The following is a 26421-nucleotide window of genomic DNA, read 5'->3' on the forward strand; positions in this document are numbered from 1 at the left end:
CGGTTAACCGCCCTGAATTTTGACTAGGGATTAATAATTTGAAGGACATCAATTTGAATCGTTGGAAATGCGATCGCATGAATTATGCCGCTATCCTGTTCTGTGATTGAAGTGTATTCAGACCCCTGAGGATCGCGATGAACAATGAGGCGGTTTTTCTTGACCTCGACGATCCAATATTCAGAAATGCCAGCCGTCGCATAAACTGCTAACTTGACGGATTGATCATGATTCAAGGTTGAATCCGAATACTCAATTAAAAAGAAAATATCTTCGGGATAGGGATGATGATGACGATATGAACTTCCTGGAGGACGAACAACCGCGATATCTGGTTCTGGTTCTGAGTGGTTGGGTAATGTGATTGGTTTCGCTTGTCGAATATAGGCATATGGCTCTAAAAGACGTGCAAGATACCGATCAGCCTCTTGGCTCTGATAAGCGTGTGGCGGGTTCTCAGGAGGCATCTCGATAATCTGACCATTTAATAACTCGACATGGCTGTTACCAAGCAAACCAGTCTCAATGAGTTGATGGTACTCATCGATCGTCCAGCGCTTTAGTTGAAGTGCGGTTTCAGCCATTTCAACCTCTGATACTCTATTCCAATTGCCCTAATCATAATTGAGAAAGCACTTTGCCCAAAGTGATACAGCTTCAGACGATCGAGCAAAATTAGATATTTTCAATAAATTCTAAAACTCCTGCTAATGACCAGTGCTAGCCTTGGTCGTTAACTTTGTAATCTGTGATGGGCGGAGAGAGAATCGAACTCTCATACCTTTCGGTGCCACATTTTGAGTGTGGTGCGTCTACCAGTTTCGCCATCCGCCCTTGGATGTCTTAATCAATATAATCTGTTTTGTCACTTTAACGCAAGCATCTAAAAAATCGTATTTTCCGAACCAAAAAAGATTGGTTGGAATCTCGCAAAGCGCTTTATTCTTAGATTAAGAGTCTCTGCAACGTTTTGTAGAGTTTTGTTTGTCCGCGATCGCCCCTCAACACGAATCATGGCTTTCTTTCGTCAATACATCGCTCCGTTGATCGTTGTTCTCGTATTTTTGTTTTCCCTAGTCGTTGTTAGTGCTCGAATTTTTCTACCGAGTGACATGGCAGCACCTGCACCTATTGAAGAAGTCACTCCTCGTGGTGATAAGGCACAATCTCCTGATGTCGATGCAGTTGCAGGTTTACCGCCCGCACTTGCACCGTTTATTCAGGGCTTGCCGAATGATCCGACTCAGCTTTAAACGATCGTGTCGGAATTCCTGCCAGGATATGTGCTTGAACGCGGCTCAGGTAGCGGACGCGATCGCGATCGATTGCTAACGTTTATGCAGAATACCTATACAGAACTATTTCCCGGGCGCAATTTTCCTCAGCTTGAGTCTGCGATCGCGCGGTTTTTCTCTGCTGAAACACCTTTGCAGTGGGTTCAGTGTTCAAATCGTTCCGGTTGGAATCCAATTGCCGGATTATGGCTTGGAAGCGCAATTGAGCAAGGCACAGGCGAACGACAGACCCATATTTTGTTGCTATATGTCATGCCTGAACATCGACGCAAGGGGATCGGAGCGGCACTCGTGCGTTACGCTGAAACATGGGCAAAAATGCGCGGCGATCGCCAGATCGGGCTGCAAGTTTTTGAAACAAATTTGCCTGCACTGTCACTCTATCAAGCCCTAGGGTATGGCACCCAATCCCGCTGGATGACAAAATCGATCGATTAGCAGAATAAAATAAATCCCATGTATAGCAATGATGATTTAAAGGTTTTAGACCTAGAAGAGGATTTAGCCGATCCGTTGGATGAACTGCCGACGGTCGAGGATGAGGTTGCTGCCAAACCTGATCCAGAGGCGATGCTGCCTTTATTGGATGCTGCCGATATTCAGCAACGCATGTTAGCAGCACGAGCTTTCTGTGATGTGCAAGACGATCGTGCCATTCCAAAATTGATCGCACTGTTGAGCGATCCTTGTCCGTTGGTGCGGGTTAGCGCGGCGTATGCGTTAGGAAGAAATCCTAGCCCGGAAGCGGTGGAGTCATTAGTCGATCGCTATCAGCAAGATTGGAATGGCTATGTCCGCAAAGGAGTCGTTTGGGCACTGGGGAATTGTCGCGATCGACGATCGCTTAATACCTTAACCGAGGCGGTCAAAACTGATATTTCAGCCGTTCGCTTATGGGCAGCAAGTTCTCTTGCCCAGATGGCAACCCTCGGATACGACGTAATCGTTGCCGCCGTTCCACCTTTAATTGAAGGATTAAGACGTGATCCGGTTGCAGCCATTCGGAGCAATTGCGCTTGGGCATTGGGTGAGTTGTGTCGAGAGATGCCATCGAATGTCGTTTATGCAACTGCGATCGATGCCTTGATCGAGGCATTTGCAGAAGACGAAGATTCTGGCGTGCGAGAAGATGCCAAAGCTGCAATGCTCAAAGTTGGAGACGCACGCGGCTTACAAGTGATTGAAACGTTGGAACAAGAAGATTGGTTCTAAAGGAAAGCCGGAGTGTTGTAACGCCCCGGCTTTTGAAGGTCTAAACGTCGTAGATTCGGCACTCTGGCGCATCTGGATTATCGTCACAGAAAACAGTCAGCGAAGTTTTCACCGCCGATCGGCGATGTGAGATTTCAGCTTGAACTTCTTCAACCGCATCCCACGCCGCCGCACAATCATCGGAAATTGTTCCATTGGTGCTGCAAACATCGTGAGCGGATTCAATCAGAGTATTGAGGCGTTGTTCGATCGTCACATTTCCTGTTGCGTGAGCCATAACTTTAACCCTTGGTGTAGTGAAACTGGGTGACTCCTTTTAGTGTGCAACCGAAATTTCAAAACTGGGCAGAGTCTTACCTTTAATTTAACGATTCAGAAAACTCGAATGTCGCAGGCGCTTTAGTCAGATCTGCTGAGTTGACTGAATTGCGATCGCCCTGTTCGTCATCTGCTCCATCCATCTGATAGATGCAAGGTACGGCAGAATTCCCGATGGTAGGAAAAGTGCCAAAGTTCGCCTTAAACTCATTGCAGAGCAGAATCATGGAAGCCTTTGATAATACATTGCTGAGCAACTATATCCAAACGGTTCAGCAGCGGACACAAGTTCTATATAAAAATACAAAAGACTCTAAGCAATCTTCTGCAAGCATAGAAGATTGTTTAGAGGAATTATTCTCAGCCTTAGAAGAACTGAGTATTGCAGAAGAAGAATTACGACAACAAAATGAAATGTTAATCGCGGCTCAGTCTGAGATTGAAGCAGAGCGACAGCGTTATCAAGAGTTGTTTGAATTTGCGCCGGATGCGTACTTAATTACGGATCTATATGGAATCATTCGAGAGGCAAATCGGGTCGCACTTCAACAATTTAATATTGCTCATCGGCATTTGATCCAGAAACCGTTAATCAGCTTTATTCCTGAACATCAGCGTCAGGCATTTCGATCGATTCTGAATCAATTACCGATGATTTATCGAGTCCAAGAATGGGAAGTGATGGTTTGTGGACGCAAGCGTGAGCCGTTCATCGCAGCAATTACAGTTGAAGCAGTACTTGATCAACAAGGAAAGGCAACTGCACTGCGCTGGCTGATTCGCGACATTACGAATCGCAAACGCACTGAGGCACAACTTCAAGACACTCAACTTCAAAATCTGGAACTGATCGAAATCGATCGACTCAAAGACCAGTTCATGGCAACGATTTCTCACGAACTGCGAACGCCAATGAATGCAATTTTGGGATTTTCTCGGCTGATTGGCGATCGCGTTGCGCTTTTGGGTGATGGTAGGTTGAACCAAATGGTGGATCATGTCGTTCGCAATAGTCATCATTTGTTAGCCATGATCGAAGAACTGCTCGACTTTTCTAAGCTCAAATCTCGAAAGCTTGAACTTCGACCCGCAGGATTTGATCTGGTTCAGATTGCGTCTGAAACGATTCAGGATCTTCGCTGTTTAGCAGAGCAAAAAGGCTTAGCGTTAGAGCTTGATTGTTCGCAGGACAGTTTACCGATCGTCAATGATCCGGGTCGAATTCGCCAAATTTTAGTGAATCTGATTTCTAATGCCGTCAAATTTACGGATTCAGGTCTTGTTACTGTCGGCTTCTGGGAAGCTCCAGAAGGACGGATTTTAATTGTGGTTCAAGATACCGGAATTGGTATTGATGTCGCCGATCAAGAGAATATTTTTCAAGAATTTTGGCAAGTGAATCAATCGCGCACTCGACAAGTCGGCGGCACAGGCTTGGGACTCGCGATCGTTCATGCTCTGGTAGAATTAATGGACGGATCAATCTCAATCCACAGCAAAGTCGATCAGGGCACAACGATTCGGGTCGAGCTTCCTCGCCGCATTGCACCGCTCTAAACCCGCGTTTTCATTGCCTCCACGATTTCATTGCCCTGAACGAAGTTAAAGACCCCACCTAGTTGTCATACATCTCTGAAGCGATTGTATATCTGAGCAATTGGCTAAGCTCAGCAGTCCTTGTCAGGGAACTTGCAGAGTTAACACCGGACTTTGAAGCTAGTGCGGGACAGCATTGAATTTCTAAACAATCCGCGATCGCATCTCTCTTGATCACTGATCAGAAGGAGCTATGACTAAACATAATATTATTGCGATCGGGGCTTCGGCAGGTGGAGTCGAAACGCTGTCGAACTTAGTGAGTCAACTCCCGAGCGATTTAGATGCAGCGATCTTTGTGGCGATCCATTTTCCTCCTCGTGCAACCAGTGTTCTTCCCCAAATTCTCAATCGCCTCAAGACGCTTCCTGCACAGCATCCAGCAGAAGGAGACGCGATCGCACCCGGACAAATCTACATTGCACCTCCTGACCATCATTTATTCGTTCGGCAGGGTCACATTCATCTTGATCACGGTGCGCGGGAAAATGGACATCGCCCTGCGATCGATACATTGTTTCGCTCGATCGCGTATGCTTACGGTCGGCAGGCAATTGGAGTCATCTTGACTGGAACGCTAGACGATGGGACGGCTGGACTGTTGACCATTAAAGCCCGTGGCGGCATTGCGATCGTGCAAGATCCAAATGAAGCCTTATTTGCTGGAATGCCGCTCAGCGCGATCAATGCGGTAGAAGTAGACGAAATTTTGAGGGTCAGAGACATTGCAAAGCGATTAATCGAGCTTTCCCTCACACCTATCCATGAGCAAAAGCCGATGACTGACGAAATTTCGCATGAAGGGGAGTGGGTGGCACAGGAAAAAGCTGCGATCGAGCAAGGAGAGCGCACAGGCTTAGCATCCACCTTTACCTGTCCTGACTGTGGGGGTGTGCTGTGGGAGTTGCATGATCAAAATTTGATGCGATATCGCTGTCATGTGGGTCATGCTTATTCGATCGATAGCTTGCTCTCGGAAAAAGACAACAGTTTAGAACGAGCGCTTTGGACAGCCCATCGTGCCTTAGAAGAAAAAGCGGCACTGGCACGGCGCATGGCAGCACAAGCGAAGCGATCGAATTACTCCATGTCAGAAGCACAATTTCTGGAACGAGCAGCAGAAGCGGAAAATCATGCGGCAGTGTTGAAACAGGTCTTGTCTCAGCAGATTGAGTTGCAGCCTCACCCAGAGGAAATCGATTAGGCTCAGCAGATCTTGCACCCTCAAGGCCATGTTTGAGCATTTCGTTTCTGATGTCATCCTGCCCGTGAATAGAATTCACAATCTATACAGCGCGAAGTCCCTTGAGCGAGAGTGACAGCCGGATTGAGAACTTTAATCTTTATTCAAAGGGGTTCGCGCACCGTTCAATCCGGATTCAAATTCCAGTGCGGACAGAATCGATCTCAAAAAAAACTTTTAAATGCAAGTCTAGCAACGTTAACGTTATGACCCACAAAAACGCCGCAGGCGTACAAGGACAAATCAAGTGGAAGACCATCAAACTAATATTGAACTCGAAGCACTGCTGGACTACATCAAACAGAGCCGTGGCTTTGACTTTACAGGCTACAAGCGCCCCAGCTTAGTGCGTCGCATTCACAAAGCAATGCAGACAGTCGGAGTCGAAGGATATAGTAACTATTTAGATTATCTCGAAGTTCATCCTGAAGAGTTCGAGCAATTATTTAATACACTGCTGATCAATGTCACTTGCTTTTTCCGCGATCGACCTGCTTGGGATTGCATTCGCAGCGAGATTGTTCCGCAAATTCTGGCTCAGAAAGATCCAACTGACCCGATTCGTATTTGGACAGCGGGCTGTGCCTCGGGTCAGGAAGCCTACACGATCGCAATTTTGCTGGCAGAAGTTTTAGGCATTAAACCGTTTCGCGATCGCGTCAAAATTTACGCTACAGATGTTGATGAAGACGCGCTCAATCAAGCACGTCAGGCTAGCTATTCTGATAGTGAACTGACTGAATTGACTCCTGAACAGATCGAGCACTTCTTTGAGCAGTCCGATGCTCTCTATGTCTTTCGCAAAGACTTACGGCAATCTGTGATTTTTGGACGACATGATCTGATTCATGACGCGCCCATTTCCAGAATTGATTTGCTCATCTGTCGGAATACGTTGATGTATCTCAATGCCGAAACTCAGGCGAAGATTCTGACTCGATTTCACTTTTCTCTGCGAGAGAGTGGCTTTCTGTTTTTGGGTAAAGCTGAAATGCTGCTGTCTCATACGAGCACGTTTGCCCCAGTTCAGTTGAAACATCGCATCTTCTCAAAAGTACCCAGAGCAACTTTTGCACATCGACCTGTAGCAACCAGTCAACCGACTCAAGATGAAGCGTTCAACTTCTTACCGAGCTATGCGCGACTCCGTGACTCAGTATTTGAAACTGCGCCCCTTGCGAGGCTAGTGATCGATGCGGCTGGTTTTCTTGCCTTGGTGAATGAACGTGCTCGATCGCTGTTTGGCATTAGTCTGCGAGATGTCGATCGCCCGATCCAGGACTTAGAAATTTCCTACCGTCCGGTCGAACTTCGATCGTGTATCGAGCAAGTTTATATCGATCGTCGATCGGTGACTCTTTGCAATGTCGAATGGCAAACCGCCCGTGAACTGATCTATCTAGACGTGCAAATCACGCCTTTAATTGATCCGTCGGACAATATTCTTGGTGTCAGTGTCAGCTTTACTGATGTGACGCGATACAAACGGTTGCAGGAAGAACTCGAACACTCGAATCAAGAATTGGAGACAGCGTACGAAGAACTGCAATCGACCAATGAGGAATTAGAAACGACAAATGAAGAACTGCAATCGAGCAATGAAGAATTAGAAACAACCAACGAAGAATTGCAATCGACCAACGAAGAACTCGAAACGATGAACGAGGAGCTTCAATCAACCAATGAGGAACTCCAAACCGTCAACAAAGAACTTCAACGTCGCAGCGAAGAACTAAATCAAAGCCATGCCTTTCTAGAATCAATCCTCAAAAGCTTGAAAGGTGGAGTGGTCGTTGTCGATCGAGACTTGCGCGTCCAGATTTGGAATCACAAAGCCGAGGATCTCTGGGGAGTGCGCCCTGAAGAAGCGATCGGGCAGAATTTTCTCAATCTCGATATTGGGCTGCCTGTCGAAGCGCTATGCCAACCGATTCGGGACTGTCTGTTGGGATTGTCTGAGGGCACAATTGATCTGATGCTGACATCGGTTAATCGTCGGGGACGCAGCATTCAATGTCATGTCACTTGCACTCCATTGGTCAGAAGTGAAGGCACAACTCAGGGCGTAATTTTGCTGATGGAAGAATGGAAAAATGAGGGGGCTGGCTCCTGAGGATGAGGGTTCGATGCGTCGGTATCCAGAGGATTAGCTCCATCAGAGAAATAACCTCACAAGCATCTTAGAGCGCGAATCCATTGCTCTAAAATCTCTCAGTTTATCGCAGCAAAACTTAATAGATCCCCGATCGCACTTTGAAAGACCGCCATTTGGTAGGATTGATAACTGAGATTGCCCATGAAAACGGCGACTAATCAGCAGTTGGAGGACTTATTTCGTGGAAAACACGCTTGGTTTAGAGATTATTGAAGTCGTAGAACAGGCGGCAATTGCCTCGGCACGCCTCATGGGGAAAGGCGACAAAAATGAAGCCGATCGAGTTGCAGTAGAAGCGATGCGCGAACGCATGAACAAAATTTACATGCGTGGTCGGATCGTGATTGGAGAAGGGGAACGTGACGATGCGCCGATGCTCTACATCGGAGAAGAAGTCGGAATTTGTTCTCGTCCTGATGCAGCAGATTTTTGCAACATCGAAGAGTTGATCGAAATCGATATCGCTGTTGACCCCTGCGAAGGCACAAACCTTTGTGCATATGGTCAGCCAGGTTCGATGGCAGTTCTAGCAATCTCCGAGAAAGGCGGATTGTTTGCAGCTCCCGACTTCTATATGAAGAAGCTTGCGGCTCCTCCTGCTGCAAAAGGTAAAGTTGACATCAACAAGTCAGCCACCGAAAACCTGAAAATCTTGTCTGAGTGCCTTGATCGCTCGATCGATGAACTGGTGGTCGTCGTGATGAAACGCGATCGTCACAATGACTTGATCAAAGAAATCCGTGACGCAGGCGCGCGCGTTCAACTCATCAGCGATGGTGACGTAGGCGCAGCAATTAACTGCGGTTTCGCTGGAACCAATATTCACGCCCTGATGGGAATTGGTGCGGCTCCTGAAGGTGTAATTTCGGCTGCGGCTCTGCGTTGTCTCGGCGCACACTTCCAGGGACAATTGATCTACGATCCAGAAGTCGTCAAAACCGGATTGATCGGAGAGAGCAAAGAAGCAAATATTGCTCGCCTCAAAGAAATGGGCATCACTGACCCTGATAAGGTTTACACCGCTGAAGAACTTGCATCCGGTGAAACCGTGTTGTTTGCTGGAACAGGTATCACTCCCGGCAACATCATGAACGGTGTTCGGTTCTTCAAAGGCGGCGCGAGAACCCAAACCCTGGTTATCTCTAGCCAATCGAAGACGGCACGGTTTGTGGACACGATTCACATGTTTGACCAGCCGAAGATTGTTCAGTTGCACTAAGAAGGTAGGGAGTAGGGAGTAGGGGGTAAAAGCATTCTTGCTCCCCACTCCCCACTCCTCACTCCCCACTCTTCCCTTCACCCTTCCGATTTATCAGAGCGCTTTTTAATATGAACATTGCTGTTGTTGGGCTAACTCACAAAACTGCTCCAGTTGAGGTTCGTGAGAAGCTAAGTATCCCGGAACCTGTTTGCGATAAAGCGATCGCACAACTGTGTAGCTATCCCCACATTGAAGAAGTCGCAGTTCTCAGTACTTGTAATCGCTTGGAACTTTATTTAGTCACTTCTGAGACTGAGCAAGGTATTCGAGAAGTCAATCAATTTTTATCAGAACATAGTAAATTGCCCAGTGCTCGCTTGCGTCCTTATCTGTTCACGCTGTTACATCAGGATGCAGTCATGCACTTGATGCGAGTATCGGCGGGTCTCGATAGTCTGGTTTTGGGTGAAGGGCAGATTTTGGCACAGGTGAAACAATGCCACAAACTCGGTCAGCAACATCAAGGCATTGGTCGAATTCTAAATCAACTCTTTAAGCAAGGAATTAGCGCTGGAAAACGAGTTCGGACTGAGACGAGCATTGGAACTGGAGCAGTTTCAATTAGCTCCGCAGCCGTTGAATTGGCGCAAATGAAAGTCGATTCGCTAGCAGATCAGCGCGTCACGATTATCGGGGCAGGGAAGATGTCTCGATTGTTGGTGCAGCACCTACTGTCGAAAGGCGCGAATAACATTGTGATTTTGAATCGATCGATGAATCGCGCCCGAGAACTTGCAAATCTGTTCCCGGATGCTCATTTGAGATTGCTGCCGATCGAAGACATGATGGATGCGATCGCACAATCTGACATTGTGTTTACCAGTACGTCTTCGACAGAGCCAATTCTCGATCGTGCCAATCTCGAACCTGTTTTGGACGCAAACCAGCCTTTAATGGTGATTGATATTGCGGTGCCGCGAAATGTTGCCGCAGATGTCAATGAATTGCCGATGGTACGAGCATTTAACGTCGATGATTTGAAAGCAGTGGTCGCCCAAAATCAGGAAAGTCGTCGGCAGATGGCGATGGAAGCAGAAGCACTGCTCGAAGAAGAAGTAGAAACGTTTCAAGCATGGTGGCGATCGCTCGAAACCGTTTCGACGATTAGCTGTTTGCGAGACAAAGTTGAAGCGATTCGGGCACAGGAACTAGAGAAAGCCTTATCGAGACTAGGGACAGAATTTGGCGATCGACATCGCGAGGTGATTGAAGCCTTGACTAAAGGGATTGTGAATAAAATTTTGCACGATCCGATGGTTCAATTGCGAGCGCAGCAGGATATTGAGGCGCGGCGACAAGCGATGGAGACTTTGGAACTGCTGTTCAATTTAGAGAGTCCGCAGGCAAGAGTTTAGACTCTGGGAGCGATCATATACGATCGCATTTTGGGAAAGTGATACCAAATTGTTTTTTTCATTGCGACAGATTGATTTGGTATCACTTGCTTTAAGTCGAGAAACCCGTCCAGCGCAGAAACTAGATGCGACGTACAAAGAAGTAGAGTCGGTAGCGTCCCTCAGATGGGCTGCCCATTTCCCAAGTGAAATCAGCGATTGGATCACCCCCTTCCCCTTGATTTGCAAGCTGAATCAAGCGCTCTTTTGTAAAAAGCTCCGCTCGTCTGCCGACATCATCATCCCCTGCGCCGACTAGCTCACTTAACTTATTCGCAATAAACATTTCTACCGTTTCTGGCACAGACACCCCAGTTTGACTGTTGAGCGCACTATTCCCTGCATCCAAAATTGATTTAAATGTTGCAGAGAAAGCATGAGGATCACCTTCATCGTTTTCTCGAATGACTGCTGCTAAAATCAAGTCTCTTGCAGATCCTGAATACAGGCGGATTGCAGATCGAATGACATCGCCTTCGTCCACTTCAATTACACCTGTTTCATAAGGTGTTTGCGCTTGATCAGAAGAAGAAACGCCTAGAAACATATAAGGCTCATCACTATCCGACCATTCATTTGATTCTTCTAAACATTGAAATCCAGTAAACCAAACTTCGACTTTGGGGGCAGCCAGTCGTTTCACGGCTTCAGATGAGAGACGGTCTTTCAAATGAGACGGAATTTTCGTCATCGAACCGCGATCGACTGAAAATACGGAAGAGGGCATTACGTTCTCCTGAATCATGAATTAAAGCATCGGTGCTTTTGAATTCATTGTGTCAGTCACGATCTGCGATCTACAGTGCCCAGTTGGGTAGTTTGTCCGCAGTTTAGAGCGTAGCCGGATCAAGACCGCGATCTCGAAGAAATCACGATCGCTCAACTATCCAAGCGTATCCGGATCAATTCCACGACTGCGTAGCTGTTCTCGTAATTGTTCAAGTTGTTGTTGTGCAGCTTCAGCTTGGCGTTGTGCAATTTCAGCTTGGCGTTGTGCAGCTTCAGCTTGGCGTTGTGCTAATTCTGTCCGCTCATCCGGGAGAAGATAACGATCGCCTTGCTCGTTGTACCAAAAGACCCATTCCCGCTCAATGCCCAGATAAGTTGCACGCTCTCGCCCAATCCCTAAACCGATTTCCGGCATCCAACAAGGAGATTGGGTCGAAAGCAACATATATTCGCCATTGACTAATTTATAAACTTCAAGCGGTGGCTTGCGACGGCGGCGGCTGGAATATACGACGTAATACAGCACCCCCATTTCCTGATACATGAGTTTTTTAGTGCTGTATTCACCTCGGTAATTCTGCGAAACGACTTCTAAAACAAAAATTGGAACGACACCTTCTTCCCACAAGGGATAACTGAGCCGCAAATCTTCATCGATAAACCGCTCAACTCCCAAACTGAGAAATCCGTCCGGCACGATCGCAGGTTCTTCTGGATCGTAATAAATCCCCATATCGATCCCAAAGAACCAATCCCAGCGATCGACCCATAGGTATCCAAGAATTGCTTTTAACAAGCCTGGAATTAAATCTTGAAGCTCATTATCCACAGGCGTATCATCCGAGTCGGGCAGTTCTTCAGAAGAAGGGTAGTAATGGAGAGGCTTGTACTCGAACATCTTGAGTCCTCCAGCGCTCCTTTCATCTTAAAGTTTCTTCCCAACCTTGCCAAATCGTCGTTCTCGTTGCTGATATGAGATCAAAGCCTGGTGAAATTCAGCTCGATCAAAGTCGGGCCATAACGTATCGGTCACATACAACTCTGCATAAGCAGCTTGCCAGAGCAAGAAATTACTGAGCCGCATTTCTCCGCTAGTGCGAATCATCAGATCCGGATCGCAGATTCCCGCAGTATACAAATGCCGCTCAAATAAGCTCTCATCAATATCATCTGGCTGAATTAACCCTTGTTGAATTTGAGTGGCGATCGAGCGACATGCCTTAATAATCTCCTGTCGTCCACCGTAATTCGTTGCGACCGTAAACCGAATTCCCGGATTATCTTTCGTTTCTAAAACCGCCCGTTCAATCTCCGCCTGCAAACTCGTGGGCAGCGCATCCAAATTCCCAACAAATTGAATCCGGACATTTTCTTCCTTCATTTCACGCAGCTCTTGCCGCAAGACTCGCTCAAACAAAGTCATCAAGAATTCCACTTCTTCGAGTGGGCGTCCCCAATTCTCAGTTGAGAAGGCATAAGCCGTTAAGGCTTCAATTCCCCAATCGCGACAGCAGCGAAGTAAATCTTTCAGCACATCTACACCACGTCGATGCCCCATAATTCGAGGTCTACCCTGCCGTTTTGCCCACCGTCCATTTCCATCCATAATCACCGCGACGTGGCGGGGCAAGCGATTGCGGTCTAGATCAGCAGGTAAATCTTGAAAAATTTTGTGCTTGGCAGTCATTGTGGTTTCGGGGAACGCCGATAAAAGGGGTTAAAGTCAACTTGGTTTTAGCAGAATTAAGAGTCGCCTCGCTTACGTTCATTCCGAATCCGGCGGTCTTTTAAACTACCTTCGTTAAATAAACGCGAGAATAAGAATACTGCCTTTGTTCGGAATTGACGACCGAGACTTTTCAGATCGCGCGTGACAGGTTCGCGATCGCCCGACTGTGAAAACCGTTCTTCTAGAAGCTCCTTTAGTTTACTGCTGGTTAAGGGACGATTTAACATTCCGCGTTCAGCCAGCGAAATCGACCCGGTTTCTTCAGAAACGACGACACAAATACAATTTTCTAATTTCTCAGTAATGCCCATGGCAGCCCGGTGCCGAGTCCCAAGCTGCCGAGATGCCGTTTTTTCCGATAATGGCAAAATTACCCCGGCGGCAATCACGCGAGAACCTCGAATTAAAACCGCTCCATCGTGTAAAAGTGTCGTGGTTTGAAAGATTGTTTGTAGGAGTTCTTTAGAGATTTCGGCATTCAGTTTAACACCCGGAACTGAGAAATCTCGTTCGTCGATCGCAGTTCCGGTCTCGATAATAATTAAAGCTCCAGTACGATTTTGAGAAAGTCCTTTCACCGCTTCGACAATCTCATCGGTCACACTATCTGAACTGGGTAAATTTCGATTGGACGGTTGAAAAAGTTGCGTGATTTCTCCTCGTCCCAATTGCTCAAGAAATCGGCGGAACTCAGATTGAAGAATAAACGCCATTGCTACGGCTGCCCCAACCACCAGATTATTGAGGACAAAACTCAGCAAGGCTAAATCCATGCGACGACTGACCGCCGCCGCGAGCATCAAAATAATAAATCCCCGCACCATCCAGAGGGTACGTCTTTCTCGTCCGATGATCACGAGCATCACGTAGGTCAGCGCCAAGACTAACCCGACATCAACGAGAAATCGGAGATTTTCAAAAACGAACTTGAGTAGGGAGGTCAAAGCAGAAGGAATAAAGAGTAAGAAACTAAGGGCTTGGGTCATTGTATACAAGCTTAGAGGGGAGACTTGCAATTGAATTTCCATCTCTGCTCATCCTCACCCTTTATCCTTCATCCTGCTTTATTTCAATCTATCCGGGACGCGATCGTTGCGAATCAAGTCGGCATAAGTTTCTCGTTCGAGGATAATGCTCGCTTCTCCTTCATACACGAGAACTGCTGCCGGACGAGTCAACCGATTGTAGTTCGATGCCATGCTGTAATTGTAGGCTCCCGTTGCCATCACGACGAGAATATCTCCCGGTTGTGTTTGAGGCAGCGAAATATCTTTGATTAAGACATCTCCGGATTCACAGTGTTTTCCAGCGATTGTGACTGTCTCTTTTGGCTCAGCAGACATCCGATTCGCAATGACTGCACGACAGATGGACTGATAGGTAATCGGTCTTGGATTGTCTGACATGCCGCCATCGACACTAATATAAGTGCGAATTCCTGGCACAGTTTTGCGTCCACCGACTGTGTAAGCAGTGATGCAAGAAGACCCAATCAGCGATCGACCTGGTTCACAGAGCAATTTCGGCAGCGGCATATTTTCTGCTTCACAGGCTTTGACCATCGATTCTGCAACAATCTTCACCCATTCATCAATGCTAGGTGGATCATCGCTTTCGTTGTAGCAAATCCCTAAACCGCCACCAATATTCACTTCGGGAACATTCAAACCGTATTGAGCAGCTTTCTTCACCCATTGCAGCATGACGCTGGGCAAATCGCGATGCGCTTGCAGTTCAAAAATCTGCGAACCGATATGAGCGTGCAAGCCAGTTAATTCAAGATTTGAATTCTGACTGATGAACTGGAAAATATCTTCGACTTGATTGGGATCAAAGCCAAATTTGCTGTCTAAGTGCCCGGTGCGGATATATTCATGCGTATGGCAATCTAATCCGGGTGTAATTCTCAGCATGACTCGGATCGGACGCTCAGCATTCATCTGCGCCAATCGTTGTAGTTCAAGCTGATTGTCAACAACGATCGTGCAACCGGATTTCACGGCATATTCTAATTCAGCGATCGACTTGTTATTTCCGTGCAGATAAATCTTGCTTGGATCGGCTCCAACCTGCAGCGCGGTATAAAGTTCGCCTCCAGTTGCCACATCGATCCCCAGTCCTTCCTGAGAGACGATCGAGCAGACTGCCAAACAGTTCCAAGCTTTTGAGGCGTACAACACCTGCGTTTCTGCAGGATAGTAGCGGCGAAATGCATCGCGATATTGTTGGCAAGCCGTTCGCAAGCCTGTTTCATCTAAAACATAGAGCGGAGATCCGAAATGTTTGACCAGTTCAGTCAAGTCACAGCCGCCGACTTCGAGATGATCGCGATCGTTGACCTTCGCGGTCAGGGGCATGAGAAATTGATTGGGAGAGCGATCGGAACCGGAATTCGGGAGATATTGACGACCAGAAGCCGTCGTTGCAATCGGAGTCGATACCATGCGTGAGTCCTCAATGCTGGCAGGTGTTGTAGCTAGCTTTTTTTGCAGTATCTACCAGTTTACAATTGAGGGCTTTGGATTTAAGAGTAATTTCTGATTGATCGTCCCCCGTTCCAATTCCTTGAACTCCGATTGAGAATCCGCGATCGCGACTTGATTTACTGTAATTCGTCGATCGCTGCTCAGCCTGAAATTTTGAGGATCGTCTTAACTCATACGCTTCTGTGTAGAGTGAAATGAAGTCTACTGCGATTACCTCTATGCAAGCGAAAGAACAATTGCTGCATGAAATTGACGAGATCCCTGATTTCTTGCTCGAAGAAGTTCTAGATTTTGTTCAATTTCTGAAATCAAAACATTTGCGGAACAAACTTGAAATTAGTGCGATGAGTGAGGCAGTTCTAGCGAAGGACTGGCTTAGACCGGAGGAGGACGAAGCTTGGCAAGATTTGTAAAGGGCGATGTGGTGATCGTGCCGTTTCCGTTCTCGGATTTGACAAATGCAAAACGGCGACCCGCTAAGTTCTAGCCACATTCAAGATAACGATCTAGATTTTGTGTCAGATTACCAGCCTATTAATTTCTGATAGTTGCTTGATAAATAAAACCCTATCTTCTCCTGAGCCATCGTAATCTGGATGGAAAGGCACTCCATTTCTCTCAGCATTACTAGGTTCAGCCTCAAATCCCAAGCGTAGATGATAAGCGATCGAGTCTTGATTAACCGGGGAAGTTACACACCTAACTCGAACCCGCTCAAACCTTTGCACCACTTGAAAGAACTGTTGATACAAAGCACTTCCTACACCTTGCGTCCTAAAATCCGGGTGAATTCCAACAAAGTGAATATATGCTTCTTCCGAGTGACTCTGCGATAAGAAGCCAATTAAAAAACCAATAATTTTTTGATCAATTTCTGCGATGAAACTTGTCTCACAAAAGTGAACAAAAAAGAGCTTAGGGAGCATATCTCTCATCTGTCTGCCGCCCCACCATTCATTCACAACACAAATAATGGATTGATAGTCACTGGGCTGCACATTCCGAATTTTCATGCGATTTCATTCAAATCGTTGCGATTTCAGATTGGGTTGACGCTAGCTCAAACGGTAACAGCTTGATTGATTCTGGATACAGCCTCAGAGATTCATAGGTTCTTTCATCTCGATCGACTTGACTTCGATACAATCAGATCCGTCCGTCTATGCGCTATCTCTGTGAATTCCATCACGCTTCAAACGATGGACCACCCGCTCCTCCCCAAAGTCCTCGAACTGGATCAAGTTTGTTTCAACGGACTTTGGGCAATCGCAGGGTATCACCGAGAAGTAGACAGCCTCAATCGTGAATTAATCGCACTCTTATCTGGGGATCGCTCGATCGGATATAGGGTGACCGTTTTGTATCAGATTTGTTCTTTAGCGCAGTTCTAACCCTGTCGCCGTAAAGCGCAACCGATCTGGGCGCACTCCCAAAGCAGTTTCGAGAGAAACTCCAGCGATCGAGCGGTAGGTTTCGAGCAACTCTTGGTCTTTCTCCTCGGTTGCTACTACATAGCCCGCTAGAGGCAGAGTCGCCATCAGAACAAAGGTTTCATAGAGCTTTTGACGCTCTTGGCTGTTCAGTGCTTTGAAGGTTGCCGAAGAACCGAAGGCAGCATCGACGTTAGCTTGGAGATTCATCAGCGCAGTTTCACTGGGTTCCTCGCCGTAATGCACCATGTAGCAAACCCCGACCAAGTAGGTGAATGCCATCGCGACATTGTTAGGGCGACCCAGACGTTGGGCTTCTTGCTCGAAAGCAGTGAAGCCCCCGATAAAAGTTTCGTTCAACTGACTTAGTATAGTGGGGTCGTTGCTCAAACTCTGAGAAAACTGCGTCACCAGCAGGCGTTGCGGACTGGAGCTAAAGCTTGTTTGTGGGGCGGTTTGAGCTTGGGCGCGGGCAGTGGTTTGCGCACTCCGGTCACTGTTGTTGCGCCGATTGATGCTATCAAGCCGTGTCTGAGTTTCACGAACCATTGCAGCATTTTTCTGGATGCTGAGGTAGGCATTCATGTTGCTGAAGCTGAGACTGCTAGGTGCGCCAAACTGAGCCGAAGCTGGGCTACCAAAGCCAGCAGTGATGAAGACGGTTATGAGGATGGCACGAATGGATGGGTTCATCGGTTCTTCTGTTATGGGTCTTGAAGTTTACACAGTTGAGAACTTGAGCATTACAGCACCCTGCGCCAAAACGATCGCATAGAAGGCTTAAAACTTTTGCCTTCACATAATTTCCTTAGCTGAGGAAGGATCCAGTCTAAACTTTTCTAGAACGAGTGTCCAGGAGTAATTTATACAGTAAACAATGATGAGTTATCGCATCTTCTCATTTACCAATCAGCGTTGACGCGATCTCGTCAACTTGTCTAATTGCTGCTAATTTCAACCCGTGCTTCACCTGATTTCAAAAGCTCTCATGCTTCTAGCAATGCTACCCTTAAAATCTCCTGCATTCGCGAGTTGAAAGTCTTGCCTCAAGCATCTCTCAAGCCCGCATCGTGAGTGATCAAAATTTTCTCATATCGATCGCACTTCGATACAATCAGATTCGTTCTGTTCATCCTATCCCTGTGAATTCCATTACGCTACAGACAATCGACCACCCGCTCCTCCCCAAAGTCCTCGAACTGGATCAAATTTGCTTCAATGGACTCTGGACGATCGAAGGATATCAGCGAGAAGTAGACAGCCCAAATAGTGAATTAATCGCGCTCTTATCTGGGGATCATTTAATTGGCTATGGATGTTTCTGGGCGATCGTAGACGAAGCGCACATTACCATTCTCGCGATTCATCCCGATGATCAACATCAGGGATTTGGACAATTGATCTTACTGGCATTGCTCGATCGGGCGCGTCAACGCCAAATGAAACACGCTACGTTAGAAGTTAGAATTTCTAATGAGGCTGCAATCTCTTTATACGAAAAGTTCCAGTTTAAAGTTGCAGGTCAGCGTAAGAATTACTACACTGATACGGGCGAAAATGCCTTAATTCTCTGGCGTGGTCAACTACAAACAGCAGAATTCGAGGATTCTCTAAAGGAAAAGTGGCAACAAATTCGCGATCAACTCCACCAGCAACAATGGACACTCAGCGATCCTGAAGCTTTGCTGAACCTGAAAAAAATCAGCTTGACTTCTCCCTAAAGATTCGATAACAATCTGCCTTTGGTAGTAAATCACACAATTTCAATTCATTCTAACGGCAGGATTTCGTTCGGTAATCCTCCCATTTGCCTGTTTCGGAACTCCGTAACCGGAGAGTTCGGCTATGCTAGAATCAGACCTACGCAGCAGGTGAATGGAAATACGCCATGTTTGAACGCTTCACAGAAAAAGCCATTAAGGTGATTATGTTAGCCCAAGAGGAAGCACGCCGCTTGGGTCATAACTTTGTGGGTACAGAGCAGATCCTCCTGGGTCTGATTGGAGAAGGAACGGGTGTCGCTGCCAAAGTTCTCAAATCGATGGGAGTGAACCTCAAGGACGCTCGGATCGAAGTTGAGAAGATCATTGGTCGCGGTTCCGGCTTTGTGGCAGTGGAAATTCCGTTTACCCCACGGGCAAAGCGCGTTTTGGAACTCTCGCTTGAGGAGGCTCGCCAACTCGGTCACAATTATATTGGAACCGAACACCTGCTCTTAGGATTAATTCGAGAAGGTGAAGGCGTTGCCGCCAGGGTGTTAGAGAATCTAGGCGTTGACCTCTCGAAAGTTCGTACTCAAGTTATTCGGATGTTAGGCGAAACCGCCGAAGTCACTTCGGGTGGTAGCCAAGGTCGCACCAAAACCCCGACCTTAGACGAATTCGGCTCAAATCTGACGCAGATGGCAGCCGAAGGCAAGCTCGATCCCGTGGTCGGTCGCCAAAAAGAAATCGAACGAGTCATTCAAATCCTGGGTCGTCGGACGAAGAACAACCCCGTGTTAATTGGTGAGCCTGGGGTCGGTAAAACCGCGATCGCTGAAGGACTCGCTCAACGCATTGCCAATGATGACGTTCCTGACATCTTAGAAGATAAGCGCGTCGTCACCCTCGATATCGGTCTACTCGTGGCAGGAACCAAGTACCGAGGCGAATTCGAGGAACGCTTGAAAAAAATCATGGATGAAATCCGCTCTGCCGGAAATGTCATCCTGGTCATTGACGAAGTTCATACCTTAATCGGTGCAGGCGCGGCAGAAGGCGCGATCGACGCTGCCAACATTCTGAAGCCAGCCCTTGCCCGAGGTGAACTGCAATGTATTGGTGCAACGACGCTCGATGAGTATCGGAAGCACATTGAACGCGATGCAGCGCTCGAACGCCGCTTCCAGCCTGTCATGGTGGGTGAACCTTCGGTCGATGAAACGATCGAGATCCTCCGAGGCTTACGCGAACGTTATGAGCAGCACCACAAGCTGAAAATTTCAGATGAAGCGCTAGAAGCAGCCGCGAAGTTATCCGATCGCTATATCTCAGATCGATTCTTGCCGGATAAAGCGATCGACTTGATCGACGAAGCAGGCTCGCGCGTGCGGTTGATTAATTCTCAATTGCCGCCCGCTGCAAAAGAACTCGATCGCGAACTGCGTCAAGTCCTGAAAGACAAAGATGATGCAGTCAGATCTCAGAATTTCGACCGAGCAGGTGAACTGCGCGATCGCGAAATGGAGATCAAAGCGGAAATCAGAGCGATCGCTCAAACCCGCAAAACCGAAGCGACCGATGAAAATGCTTCTCCGGTGGTCGGCGAAGATGACATCGCGCAAATCGTTGCCTCTTGGACAGGCGTTCCGGTGAACAAACTCACCGAATCTGAGTCTGAGAAGCTGCTGCACATGGAAGATACGCTGCACACTCGCTTGATTGGTCAAGATGAAGCGGTGAAAGCAGTATCGCGTGCAATTCGCCGCGCACGGGTGGGCTTGAAGAATCCCAATCGCCCGATCGCGTCCTTTATCTTCTCTGGTCCGACTGGGGTAGGTAAAACCGAATTGACGAAAGCCTTAGCAGCTTACTTCTTCGGATCTGAAGAAGCGATGATTCGTCTCGACATGTCAGAGTTCATGGAGCGTCACACCGTTTCTAAACTGATCGGTTCGCCTCCTGGATATGTCGGTTACAACGAAGGTGGTCAATTGACTGAAGCCGTTCGTCGTAGACCTTACACCGTTGTGCTCTTCGACGAAATCGAGAAAGCGCACCCCGACGTGTTCAACATGCTGCTGCAAATCTTGGAAGATGGTCGTTTGACCGATGCCAAGGGACGCACTGTAGACTTCAAGAACACACTCTTGATCATGACCTCGAACATTGGTTCTAAGGTGATCGAGAAGGGTGGCGGTGGACTTGGTTTCGAGTTCTCTACCGAGAACGAATCGGAATCGCAATACAACCGCATCCGCTCCTTGGTGAACGAAGAACTGAAGCAATACTTCCGTCCTGAGTTCTTGAACCGACTAGATGAAATTATCGTCTTCCGTCAGTTGAACAAGGCAGAAGTCAAAGAGATCGCGGACATCATGCTCAACGACGTGTTCAAGCGTTTGAAAGAGCAAGGAATTACGCTGCAAGTCACGGAGCGGTTCAAAGATCGCCTCGTTGATGAAGGCTACAATCCGAGCTATGGTGCACGTCCGCTCCGTCGAGCCATTATGCGATTGCTTGAGGACTCGTTAGCAGAAGAGATTCTATCTGCACGGGTGAAAGATGGCGATATTGCGACGGTTGACGTAGATGAGAATGGACAAGTGAAGGTACTTCACGGTCAAGAGCGAGAATTGCTGCCAGCAGCAGAGTAAGTTCTAATTCTTGAAAAGTAAAAGGGATAGAAAGAGTTGACTTTCTATCCCTTTATTTTTTTGATGCTATCTATAAGAAATATCAGATCTTTGAAAAACTGCAATAATTCTCGTCCTATAATACGCGTAAGTAGAAAATGATGCAGTCGGCAGATTGAATCATTTCTATTGTGAAAGTTGAGGACAAATTGACCTATGGCAAGAAGTAGTTTTTGGGCTGATTTTCAGAAGTTTCTTATGCAAGGAAATGTCATTGACCTTGCAGTTGCAGTCATTATTGGTGCTGCTTTTGGCAAAATTGTGACTTCGTTTGTAGAGGATATTATTACTCCGTTAATTTTGAATCCGGCTTTGAAAGCTGCTCGAGTTGATAGTTTGCAGAATCTCTCGTACGAAGGAATTAAGTATGGAGTTTTTCTTGCGTCGGTTATCAATTTCCTGGTGATTGCTTTTGCAATCTTCTTGATGATTCGTGCATTTGAGAAAGCAAAGCGGCGTTTTTCCCGACAAGAAGCGATCGAAGAAGCCGCAGCACCCGATCCATTGTTAGTTTCTCAAGAACGTTTGACCAATGCGATCGATCGTTTGGCTTCTAAAATGAACTAATTGAATTTCACGATTGAACGATCGCAGTTCACTTTTGAGAATCGCGATCGTTCTTTTTAAAGTTAAACCTGAATGAAAAGTTAAGAATTTTAAGACCTCCAACTTCTCGGACTTAAGGAAGTCTTGCAAACACTTCGCGAATAAACTCTTGATCATTAATTTGTCGGGCTTGGAGACTCTGTTTCAAAGTGATTAAATCGCTTTTCAGTTTGCGAAGTTCATTCAGTTCGGAAGTGGGAGTCGGAGTTGGAGATACGACACCTTTTGCATCATCATTTAAGCGTCTCCGAACTGTAAGTGTCGCAATTCCTGTAACAGGAAGTTTGCGAGTTCTTTGATAAGTTTTAACAGCACTATAAGTCGTGCGGCGGTAGTTGCCGCTCAGCTCAATATCGACTTTCAAAACGATTTTGAGATTGTTTTGTAGAATTCTCACCGTCTTCTCGATCGAACTTCTCAAATCTGCACCATCGTTTCCGGTTGCTGCCATGTTGCTATCCAATTGGTATTGCAGAATCGCAGCACGGGTGTAGTCGTCTAAATTCGATAAGACTCGCAGCGAAGTTGTGTCACAGTTAATCGCACCGAGAATGTCACGATCGCAAGCATTCACGCTATTTCCTAACCCATCAAGTCCTCTAGGACCTAGATAGTATCCCAGTCCATCGAGATTTTCTCGTAGGTCTTGAAGTGAAGTGATTGGCATAGAACGATGCTCCTGAATTTTGCACGTTTTTACAGACAATTCAGTTTCTATTTTGCTACAAGAAAGCCTGGTCAAAATCGGTAAAGAAGTGGAAGAGAGATAAAATGTCCAAAGACCAAGTTAAACGTGCCATGACTCCCGAAACCAAAGCCGAACCTCAAAATCTTCCTGCTTCAGATTCTCCGCCCAAATGGAAAATCTGGTGGGAGAACTTCCAAATTCTATTTATTGCCTTGATTTTGGCTTTGCTCGTGAGATCGTATGTGGCAGAACCGAGATTTATTCCATCTGATTCGATGGTTCCGACGTTGCGAGTGGGCGATCGCTTAGTCGTTGAGAAATTGTCGTATCGATCGCATCCACCAGAATTTGGCGACATCATTGTCTTTGATCCACCCCCTCAGTTACAAGAACTTGGATATTCTAAAGATCAAGCCTTCATCAAGCGGATCATTGGCAAGCCTGGGCAAACGGTCGAGATTAAGTCTGGAAAAGTATTTGTCGATGGTCAGGCCTTACAAGAACCGTATATTGCTGAACCGCCGAAGTATACGATGCGACCTGCAGCTGTTCCAGCAGATAGCTACTTTGTGATGGGAGACAACCGAAACAATAGTAATGATTCGCATGTTTGGGGCTTTTTGCCCAAAGATTTTATCTTGGGTCGCGCTTGGATCCGGTTTTATCCATTCGATCGCATTGGACGAGTCAGTATTGATACCAGATCATAATGTGAATTTTGCGTGAAGTTTTTCAAAAAAGCCTGTCGTAAAAACAGAGTACACGAATCAGTAGAAACCGAACTTGCTCTACTTGTTTCCTAAATCACTTGAATAGGAAATCATTCGGAGATCATTCTCCTGTTGGGTTTCTACATGTTGAAAATTAACCGCGCAGTTACGTTAGTGTGGCAAAGTTCGCCATTCTGGACAACGATTCATAGCTTTGTGGCGATTGTTCAAACGCTGTTACCGCTGATCCAGCTTTACTTGATTAAGCTGATTGTTGACAGCATTGCCAGTAGTCTCAAGGGAACGAGTCAGTCTCAAAATTTTAATCACATTCTATTTCTGTTGATGGGTACAGGAATAGTCATGCTGCTGACTAATTTTGCTGCCGTTATCGCTGAGTTAGTCTCGACGACTTTATCTCAGCGAGTGACGGATTACATGCAAGTTGTACTCTACAGAAAAGCGATCGAGATTGATTTAGAGTCTTATGAAAATCCTCAGTATCAAGACATTCTAGAGCGTGCGAAGTGGGAGGCGCCTCACCGTCCTACTCGAATGTTGAACAATTTGACCTCAATTGGGCAAAGTGCCCTTTCTCTCATTGTGGTTGCCGGGTTACTCATCACGATGCATTGGGGGTTGATTAGTATTTTAGTCGTTGCCTCGATGCCCATGATGCTTCTGCGGGTTCAACAGTCTAAAGCGCTTTACAAGTGGCAGCGACATCAAACTGAACTTGAACGTAAAGCTAATTATTTTGGGCATTTACTGTTAGGCGATAGCCCAGCGAAAGAAATTCGGCTCTTCAATATTGGCAACTTACTGATTGAATGGGTGCAGGAGTTAAGACAGCAATTGCTGCGAGAAAAGCTTGCGTTGATTACCCGACAAGCCAGTGCTCGATTGCTCATGCAAGGGATCACGAGCCTTGCAGTTCTTGCAGCGTATGGATTCATGATTGAACAAACGTTGCAGGGGAAATTTCAGCTCGGCGATCTCGTCCTTTATAGCCAAGCTCTGCAACGCGGGCAGGGTGCGCTGAAAGATCTCATTGGCAATCTAGCAAGCCTGCATGAAAATCATCTATTTCTTGCTGACCTGTACGAGTTTTTGGCGATTCAACCCACGATCGCGAAACCTCTTCACCCGACAACTGTGCCATATCCGTTTCGCCGCGGAATTGTGTTTGAAAATGTCAGTTTTCGATACCAGAATTCTGCCCGTTTTGCACTGAAGCAAATCAATCTTTCTATTCAACCGGGAGAAGTGATTGCACTCGTTGGTGAAAATGGCTCGGGTAAAACAACATTGGTCAAACTTTTGACTCGACTCTACGATGTCACAGAAGGGCGGATTACGATCGATGGCATTGACATTCGGCACTTCTCGCCTGACGATTTGCATCGTCAGATCAGTGTGATTTTCCAAGACTACACGCGCTATCAATTCAGCGCCCAAGATAATATCTGGCTTGGCAATATTGAACTACCGATTACCTCTGATCGCATTGTTCAATCTGCTCATCAATCGGGTGCCGATGCGGTGATTCAAACCTTGCCACAAGGCTATAACACCCTGCTCGGAAAGTGGTTTAAAGGGGGCGAAGAACTCAGCGGAGGACAATGGCAAAAGATTGCATTAGCTCGGGCTTTTTTACGTGAAGCTCAGTTGGTTGTGCTCGATGAACCAACCAGCGCTATGGATGCCAAAGCTGAGGCTGAAGTCTTTCAGAAATTTCGGGATCTGATGCGCGATCGCTCAGCGTTGTTAATTACTCATCGTCTCTCAACGGTCAAGATGGCGGATCGAATTTATGTGATGGATCAAGGAAGAATCACAGAAAGTGGGACGCATGACCAATTAATGGCGCGACGAGGAACCTATGCTCACTTGTTTGAAATTCAAGCCAAACACTATCAATGACAACTCCTGAAAATACTGCTTTACTAGCCTGTATCCGGCTCTATTTCGGCACAACAGCCGAGTGCGACGTGAAAGATGCGTTGGGAGGGGCGATCGATTGGTCGGTACTGTTAAAAACTGCGATCGATCATGGCGTTATGCCGCTGCTATATCACGCTCTTAAATCGATGGATGTTCAAGTCCCGCGATCCATCCTGATGAATTTGCAAGTCTGTTATCGGATGAATGGATTGCATAATGTCTCGCAAACTCAGGAACTCTTGAAGGTGCTTGCGCAGCTTGAAGCGGCTGGAATTGATGCGATCGCATTTAAGGGATCGGCACTTGCGGCTTCTGCATACGGCAATATTGCCTTTCGTCAATTCAATGATTTAGATATTCTTGTTAAGCGGCAAGATTTTTGGCAAGCAAAAGCAGTCTTAGTAGCAGCAGGCTATCATTCTCCAGTTTCAACAGGCGAACTTCTACAATTTCAGCGATATCTTCAGATTTCTTTAGTGAACCGCACGCCTGATGCAGCCTTGTTTAATCAGAAGTTTCAACACTCTTTGCTGCATAGTAATCCAGAGCGAAGCATTGACTTACATTGGGGAATTCCGCCGAGACGAACTTGGAAGTGCGATCGCATTGAGCGCCTCTGGGAAAATCTAGACACGATCGATCTGATGGGACAGTCGATTCAAACGTTTTCGCCGGAGACAGCACTGGTGGTTCAATGTCTAAATGTTGCGAAGGAACCTTGGAAGCGCTCATTTAAGCAGATTTGTGATGTTGCTCAGATCATTCAAGCGTATCCTAAGTTGAACTGGAATACTGCGCTAGAACTATCGGCTGATTTACGAAGCCAACGGCTTTTTCTCATCGGGGTTGAGGTGACTGCTCAACTTCTGGGTGTTCCGCTACCCGAATTTGTGCGCGAGAAACTTGCCGGAAACGATTCCAGTCATCAGCAAGTTTTTGAGAGCGATCGCGCTCCTACAGGCGTGTTGAAAACTTCTTGGTGGGAATATACGAACCAACTGAATACTCTAGATCAAGCGAGAGATGGCATTTTTGCGACAGGCTTTTATCCCCTCATCACGCTGCTTGCGATTTTGACAACCATCACATCGATCAATGATCGCGATCGTGAGCTATTACCTTTGCCAAGCTGGCTATTTTTCCTTTACTACGTGCTTCGCCCAATTCGACTTTTGATCCAGTACGTATTCGCTCGTAAACTGCTCACTGTACAAAGCAAGGTATAGTTC

Annotated in this window: 27 protein-coding genes and 1 tRNA gene; 16 read left to right on the forward strand and 12 right to left on the reverse strand. The window is 46.8% G+C overall.

Translation table 11 applies throughout. The features are described from left to right. Positions 1 to 23 precede the first annotated feature (23 nt). Positions 24 to 584 carry a Uma2 family endonuclease gene (locus LEPBO_RS0118675; RefSeq protein WP_017289095.1) on the reverse strand — a complete coding sequence of 187 codons (561 nt, stop codon included), beginning with the start codon at positions 582 to 584 and terminating at the stop codon, positions 24 to 26. Positions 585 to 752: 168 nt separating this feature from the next. Then, positions 753 to 834, reverse strand: a tRNA-Leu gene (locus LEPBO_RS0118680). 179 nt (positions 835 to 1013) lie between these two features. Between LEPBO_RS0118680 and LEPBO_RS37520 the strand changes: the two genes are divergently transcribed. From LEPBO_RS37520 to LEPBO_RS0118695, 3 genes are read left to right on the forward strand one after another with little or no spacing between them, the layout of a single operon-like run. Then, entirely contained in the window at positions 1014 to 1253 is a 240-nt protein-coding gene (locus LEPBO_RS37520; RefSeq protein WP_017289096.1) for a hypothetical protein, read from the forward strand. A gap of 6 nt (positions 1254 to 1259) precedes the next feature. Further along, a complete protein-coding gene (locus LEPBO_RS0118690; protein WP_026148754.1) occupies positions 1260 to 1733 on the forward strand; it encodes a GNAT family N-acetyltransferase in 474 nt (157 codons plus the stop codon). Between the two features lie 18 nt (positions 1734 to 1751). Beyond that, positions 1752 to 2507, forward strand: a complete 756-nt coding sequence (locus LEPBO_RS0118695) for a HEAT repeat domain-containing protein (protein WP_017289098.1) — start codon at positions 1752 to 1754, stop codon at positions 2505 to 2507. Between the two features lie 40 nt (positions 2508 to 2547). Here the strand turns inward: LEPBO_RS0118695 and LEPBO_RS0118700 are convergent, their stop codons facing one another. Beyond that, entirely contained in the window at positions 2548 to 2784 is a 237-nt protein-coding gene (locus tag LEPBO_RS0118700) for a Calvin cycle protein CP12 (RefSeq protein WP_017289099.1), read from the reverse strand. A gap of 82 nt (positions 2785 to 2866) precedes the next feature. Continuing rightward, complete coding sequence (locus tag LEPBO_RS0118705) at positions 2867 to 3052, reverse strand: hypothetical protein (protein ID WP_017289100.1); 186 nt, start codon at positions 3050 to 3052, stop codon at positions 2867 to 2869. Here LEPBO_RS0118705 and LEPBO_RS0118710 point away from each other — a divergent pair. From LEPBO_RS0118710 to LEPBO_RS0118730, 5 genes are all read left to right on the forward strand, one after another. Then, positions 3051 to 4382 (forward strand): PAS domain-containing sensor histidine kinase, encoded by a 1332-nt coding sequence (locus tag LEPBO_RS0118710; protein ID WP_017289101.1) that lies wholly within the window; start codon positions 3051 to 3053, stop codon positions 4380 to 4382. The two genes, LEPBO_RS0118705 and LEPBO_RS0118710, sit on opposite strands and share 2 nt — an antisense overlap. Before the next feature lie 232 nt (positions 4383 to 4614). Continuing rightward, positions 4615 to 5625 (forward strand): chemotaxis protein CheB, encoded by a 1011-nt coding sequence (locus LEPBO_RS0118715; RefSeq protein WP_017289102.1) that lies wholly within the window; start codon positions 4615 to 4617, stop codon positions 5623 to 5625. Positions 5626 to 5911: 286 nt separating this feature from the next. Then, entirely contained in the window at positions 5912 to 7777 is a 1866-nt protein-coding gene (locus LEPBO_RS0118720) for a CheR family methyltransferase (protein WP_017289103.1), read from the forward strand. 223 nt (positions 7778 to 8000) lie between these two features. Continuing rightward, entirely contained in the window at positions 8001 to 9038 is a 1038-nt protein-coding gene (gene glpX, locus LEPBO_RS0118725) for a class II fructose-bisphosphatase (protein ID WP_017289104.1), read from the forward strand. Between the two features lie 110 nt (positions 9039 to 9148). Beyond that, entirely contained in the window at positions 9149 to 10435 is a 1287-nt protein-coding gene (locus LEPBO_RS0118730; protein ID WP_017289105.1) for a glutamyl-tRNA reductase, read from the forward strand. 121 nt (positions 10436 to 10556) lie between these two features. Here the strand turns inward: LEPBO_RS0118730 and LEPBO_RS0118735 are convergent, their stop codons facing one another. The 5 genes from LEPBO_RS0118735 to lysA form a co-directional block, all read right to left on the reverse strand. Continuing rightward, complete coding sequence (locus LEPBO_RS0118735) at positions 10557 to 11201, reverse strand: hypothetical protein (protein ID WP_026148755.1); 645 nt, start codon at positions 11199 to 11201, stop codon at positions 10557 to 10559. A 156-nt stretch (positions 11202 to 11357) separates the two neighbouring features. After that, on the reverse strand, positions 11358 to 12101 hold the full coding sequence (locus LEPBO_RS0118740) for a Uma2 family endonuclease (RefSeq protein WP_017289107.1): 744 nt from the start codon (positions 12099 to 12101) through the stop codon (positions 11358 to 11360). 27 nt (positions 12102 to 12128) lie between these two features. After that, complete coding sequence (locus LEPBO_RS0118745; RefSeq protein WP_017289108.1) at positions 12129 to 12890, reverse strand: isoprenyl transferase; 762 nt, start codon at positions 12888 to 12890, stop codon at positions 12129 to 12131. 56 nt (positions 12891 to 12946) lie between these two features. Further along, a complete protein-coding gene (gene cdaA, locus LEPBO_RS0118750; protein WP_144056368.1) occupies positions 12947 to 13918 on the reverse strand; it encodes a diadenylate cyclase CdaA in 972 nt (323 codons plus the stop codon). 78 nt (positions 13919 to 13996) lie between these two features. Further along, complete coding sequence (gene lysA / locus LEPBO_RS0118755; protein ID WP_017289110.1) at positions 13997 to 15376, reverse strand: diaminopimelate decarboxylase; 1380 nt, start codon at positions 15374 to 15376, stop codon at positions 13997 to 13999. Positions 15377 to 15612: 236 nt separating this feature from the next. Here lysA and LEPBO_RS0118760 point away from each other — a divergent pair, with 236 nt between their 5' ends. After that, positions 15613 to 15831 (forward strand): DUF2281 domain-containing protein, encoded by a 219-nt coding sequence (locus LEPBO_RS0118760; RefSeq protein WP_225903961.1) that lies wholly within the window; start codon positions 15613 to 15615, stop codon positions 15829 to 15831. Between the two features lie 105 nt (positions 15832 to 15936). Here the strand turns inward: LEPBO_RS0118760 and LEPBO_RS0118765 are convergent, their stop codons facing one another. Beyond that, complete coding sequence (locus LEPBO_RS0118765; protein ID WP_197693254.1) at positions 15937 to 16380, reverse strand: GNAT family N-acetyltransferase; 444 nt, start codon at positions 16378 to 16380, stop codon at positions 15937 to 15939. 237 nt (positions 16381 to 16617) lie between these two features. Between LEPBO_RS0118765 and LEPBO_RS43365 the strand changes: the two genes are divergently transcribed. Further along, entirely contained in the window at positions 16618 to 16809 is a 192-nt protein-coding gene (locus LEPBO_RS43365) for a hypothetical protein (protein WP_017289114.1), read from the forward strand. On the opposite strand, the gene LEPBO_RS0118780 is transcribed toward LEPBO_RS43365, so the two are convergent. Next, entirely contained in the window at positions 16795 to 17541 is a 747-nt protein-coding gene (locus tag LEPBO_RS0118780; RefSeq protein ID WP_017289115.1) for a DUF6683 family protein, read from the reverse strand. The two genes, LEPBO_RS43365 and LEPBO_RS0118780, sit on opposite strands and share 15 nt — an antisense overlap. A gap of 377 nt (positions 17542 to 17918) precedes the next feature. Here LEPBO_RS0118780 and rimI point away from each other — a divergent pair, with 377 nt between their 5' ends. The 3 genes from rimI (at position 17919) to mscL (ending at position 21811) form a co-directional block, all read left to right on the forward strand. After that, entirely contained in the window at positions 17919 to 18569 is a 651-nt protein-coding gene (gene rimI / locus LEPBO_RS37525) for a ribosomal protein S18-alanine N-acetyltransferase (protein WP_017289116.1), read from the forward strand. A gap of 167 nt (positions 18570 to 18736) precedes the next feature. Then, a complete protein-coding gene (locus LEPBO_RS0118790) occupies positions 18737 to 21205 on the forward strand; it encodes an ATP-dependent Clp protease ATP-binding subunit (RefSeq protein WP_017289117.1) in 2469 nt (822 codons plus the stop codon). Positions 21206 to 21400: 195 nt separating this feature from the next. Next, complete coding sequence (mscL, locus tag LEPBO_RS0118795; protein ID WP_017289118.1) at positions 21401 to 21811, forward strand: large conductance mechanosensitive channel protein MscL; 411 nt, start codon at positions 21401 to 21403, stop codon at positions 21809 to 21811. 112 nt (positions 21812 to 21923) lie between these two features. Here the strand turns inward: mscL and LEPBO_RS40170 are convergent, their stop codons facing one another. Continuing rightward, complete coding sequence (locus tag LEPBO_RS40170) at positions 21924 to 22517, reverse strand: peptidoglycan-binding domain-containing protein (RefSeq protein WP_026148756.1); 594 nt, start codon at positions 22515 to 22517, stop codon at positions 21924 to 21926. A 104-nt stretch (positions 22518 to 22621) separates the two neighbouring features. Between LEPBO_RS40170 and lepB the strand changes: the two genes are divergently transcribed. The 3 genes from lepB (at position 22622) to LEPBO_RS0118815 (ending at position 26418) form a co-directional block, all read left to right on the forward strand. Further along, positions 22622 to 23248 carry a signal peptidase I gene (lepB, locus tag LEPBO_RS0118805; RefSeq protein ID WP_026148757.1) on the forward strand — a complete coding sequence of 209 codons (627 nt, stop codon included), beginning with the start codon at positions 22622 to 22624 and terminating at the stop codon, positions 23246 to 23248. A 144-nt stretch (positions 23249 to 23392) separates the two neighbouring features. After that, positions 23393 to 25171 carry an ABC transporter ATP-binding protein gene (locus tag LEPBO_RS0118810; protein WP_017289120.1) on the forward strand — a complete coding sequence of 593 codons (1779 nt, stop codon included), beginning with the start codon at positions 23393 to 23395 and terminating at the stop codon, positions 25169 to 25171. Next, a complete protein-coding gene (locus tag LEPBO_RS0118815; protein ID WP_017289121.1) occupies positions 25168 to 26418 on the forward strand; it encodes a nucleotidyltransferase domain-containing protein in 1251 nt (416 codons plus the stop codon). The genes LEPBO_RS0118810 and LEPBO_RS0118815 overlap by 4 nt, the downstream gene beginning before the upstream one ends. Positions 26419 to 26421 lie beyond the last annotated feature (3 nt).

This window comes from Leptolyngbya boryana PCC 6306 (genome assembly GCF_000353285.1).
Taxonomy (GTDB): Bacteria; Cyanobacteriota; Cyanobacteriia; order Leptolyngbyales; family Leptolyngbyaceae; genus Leptolyngbya; species Leptolyngbya boryana.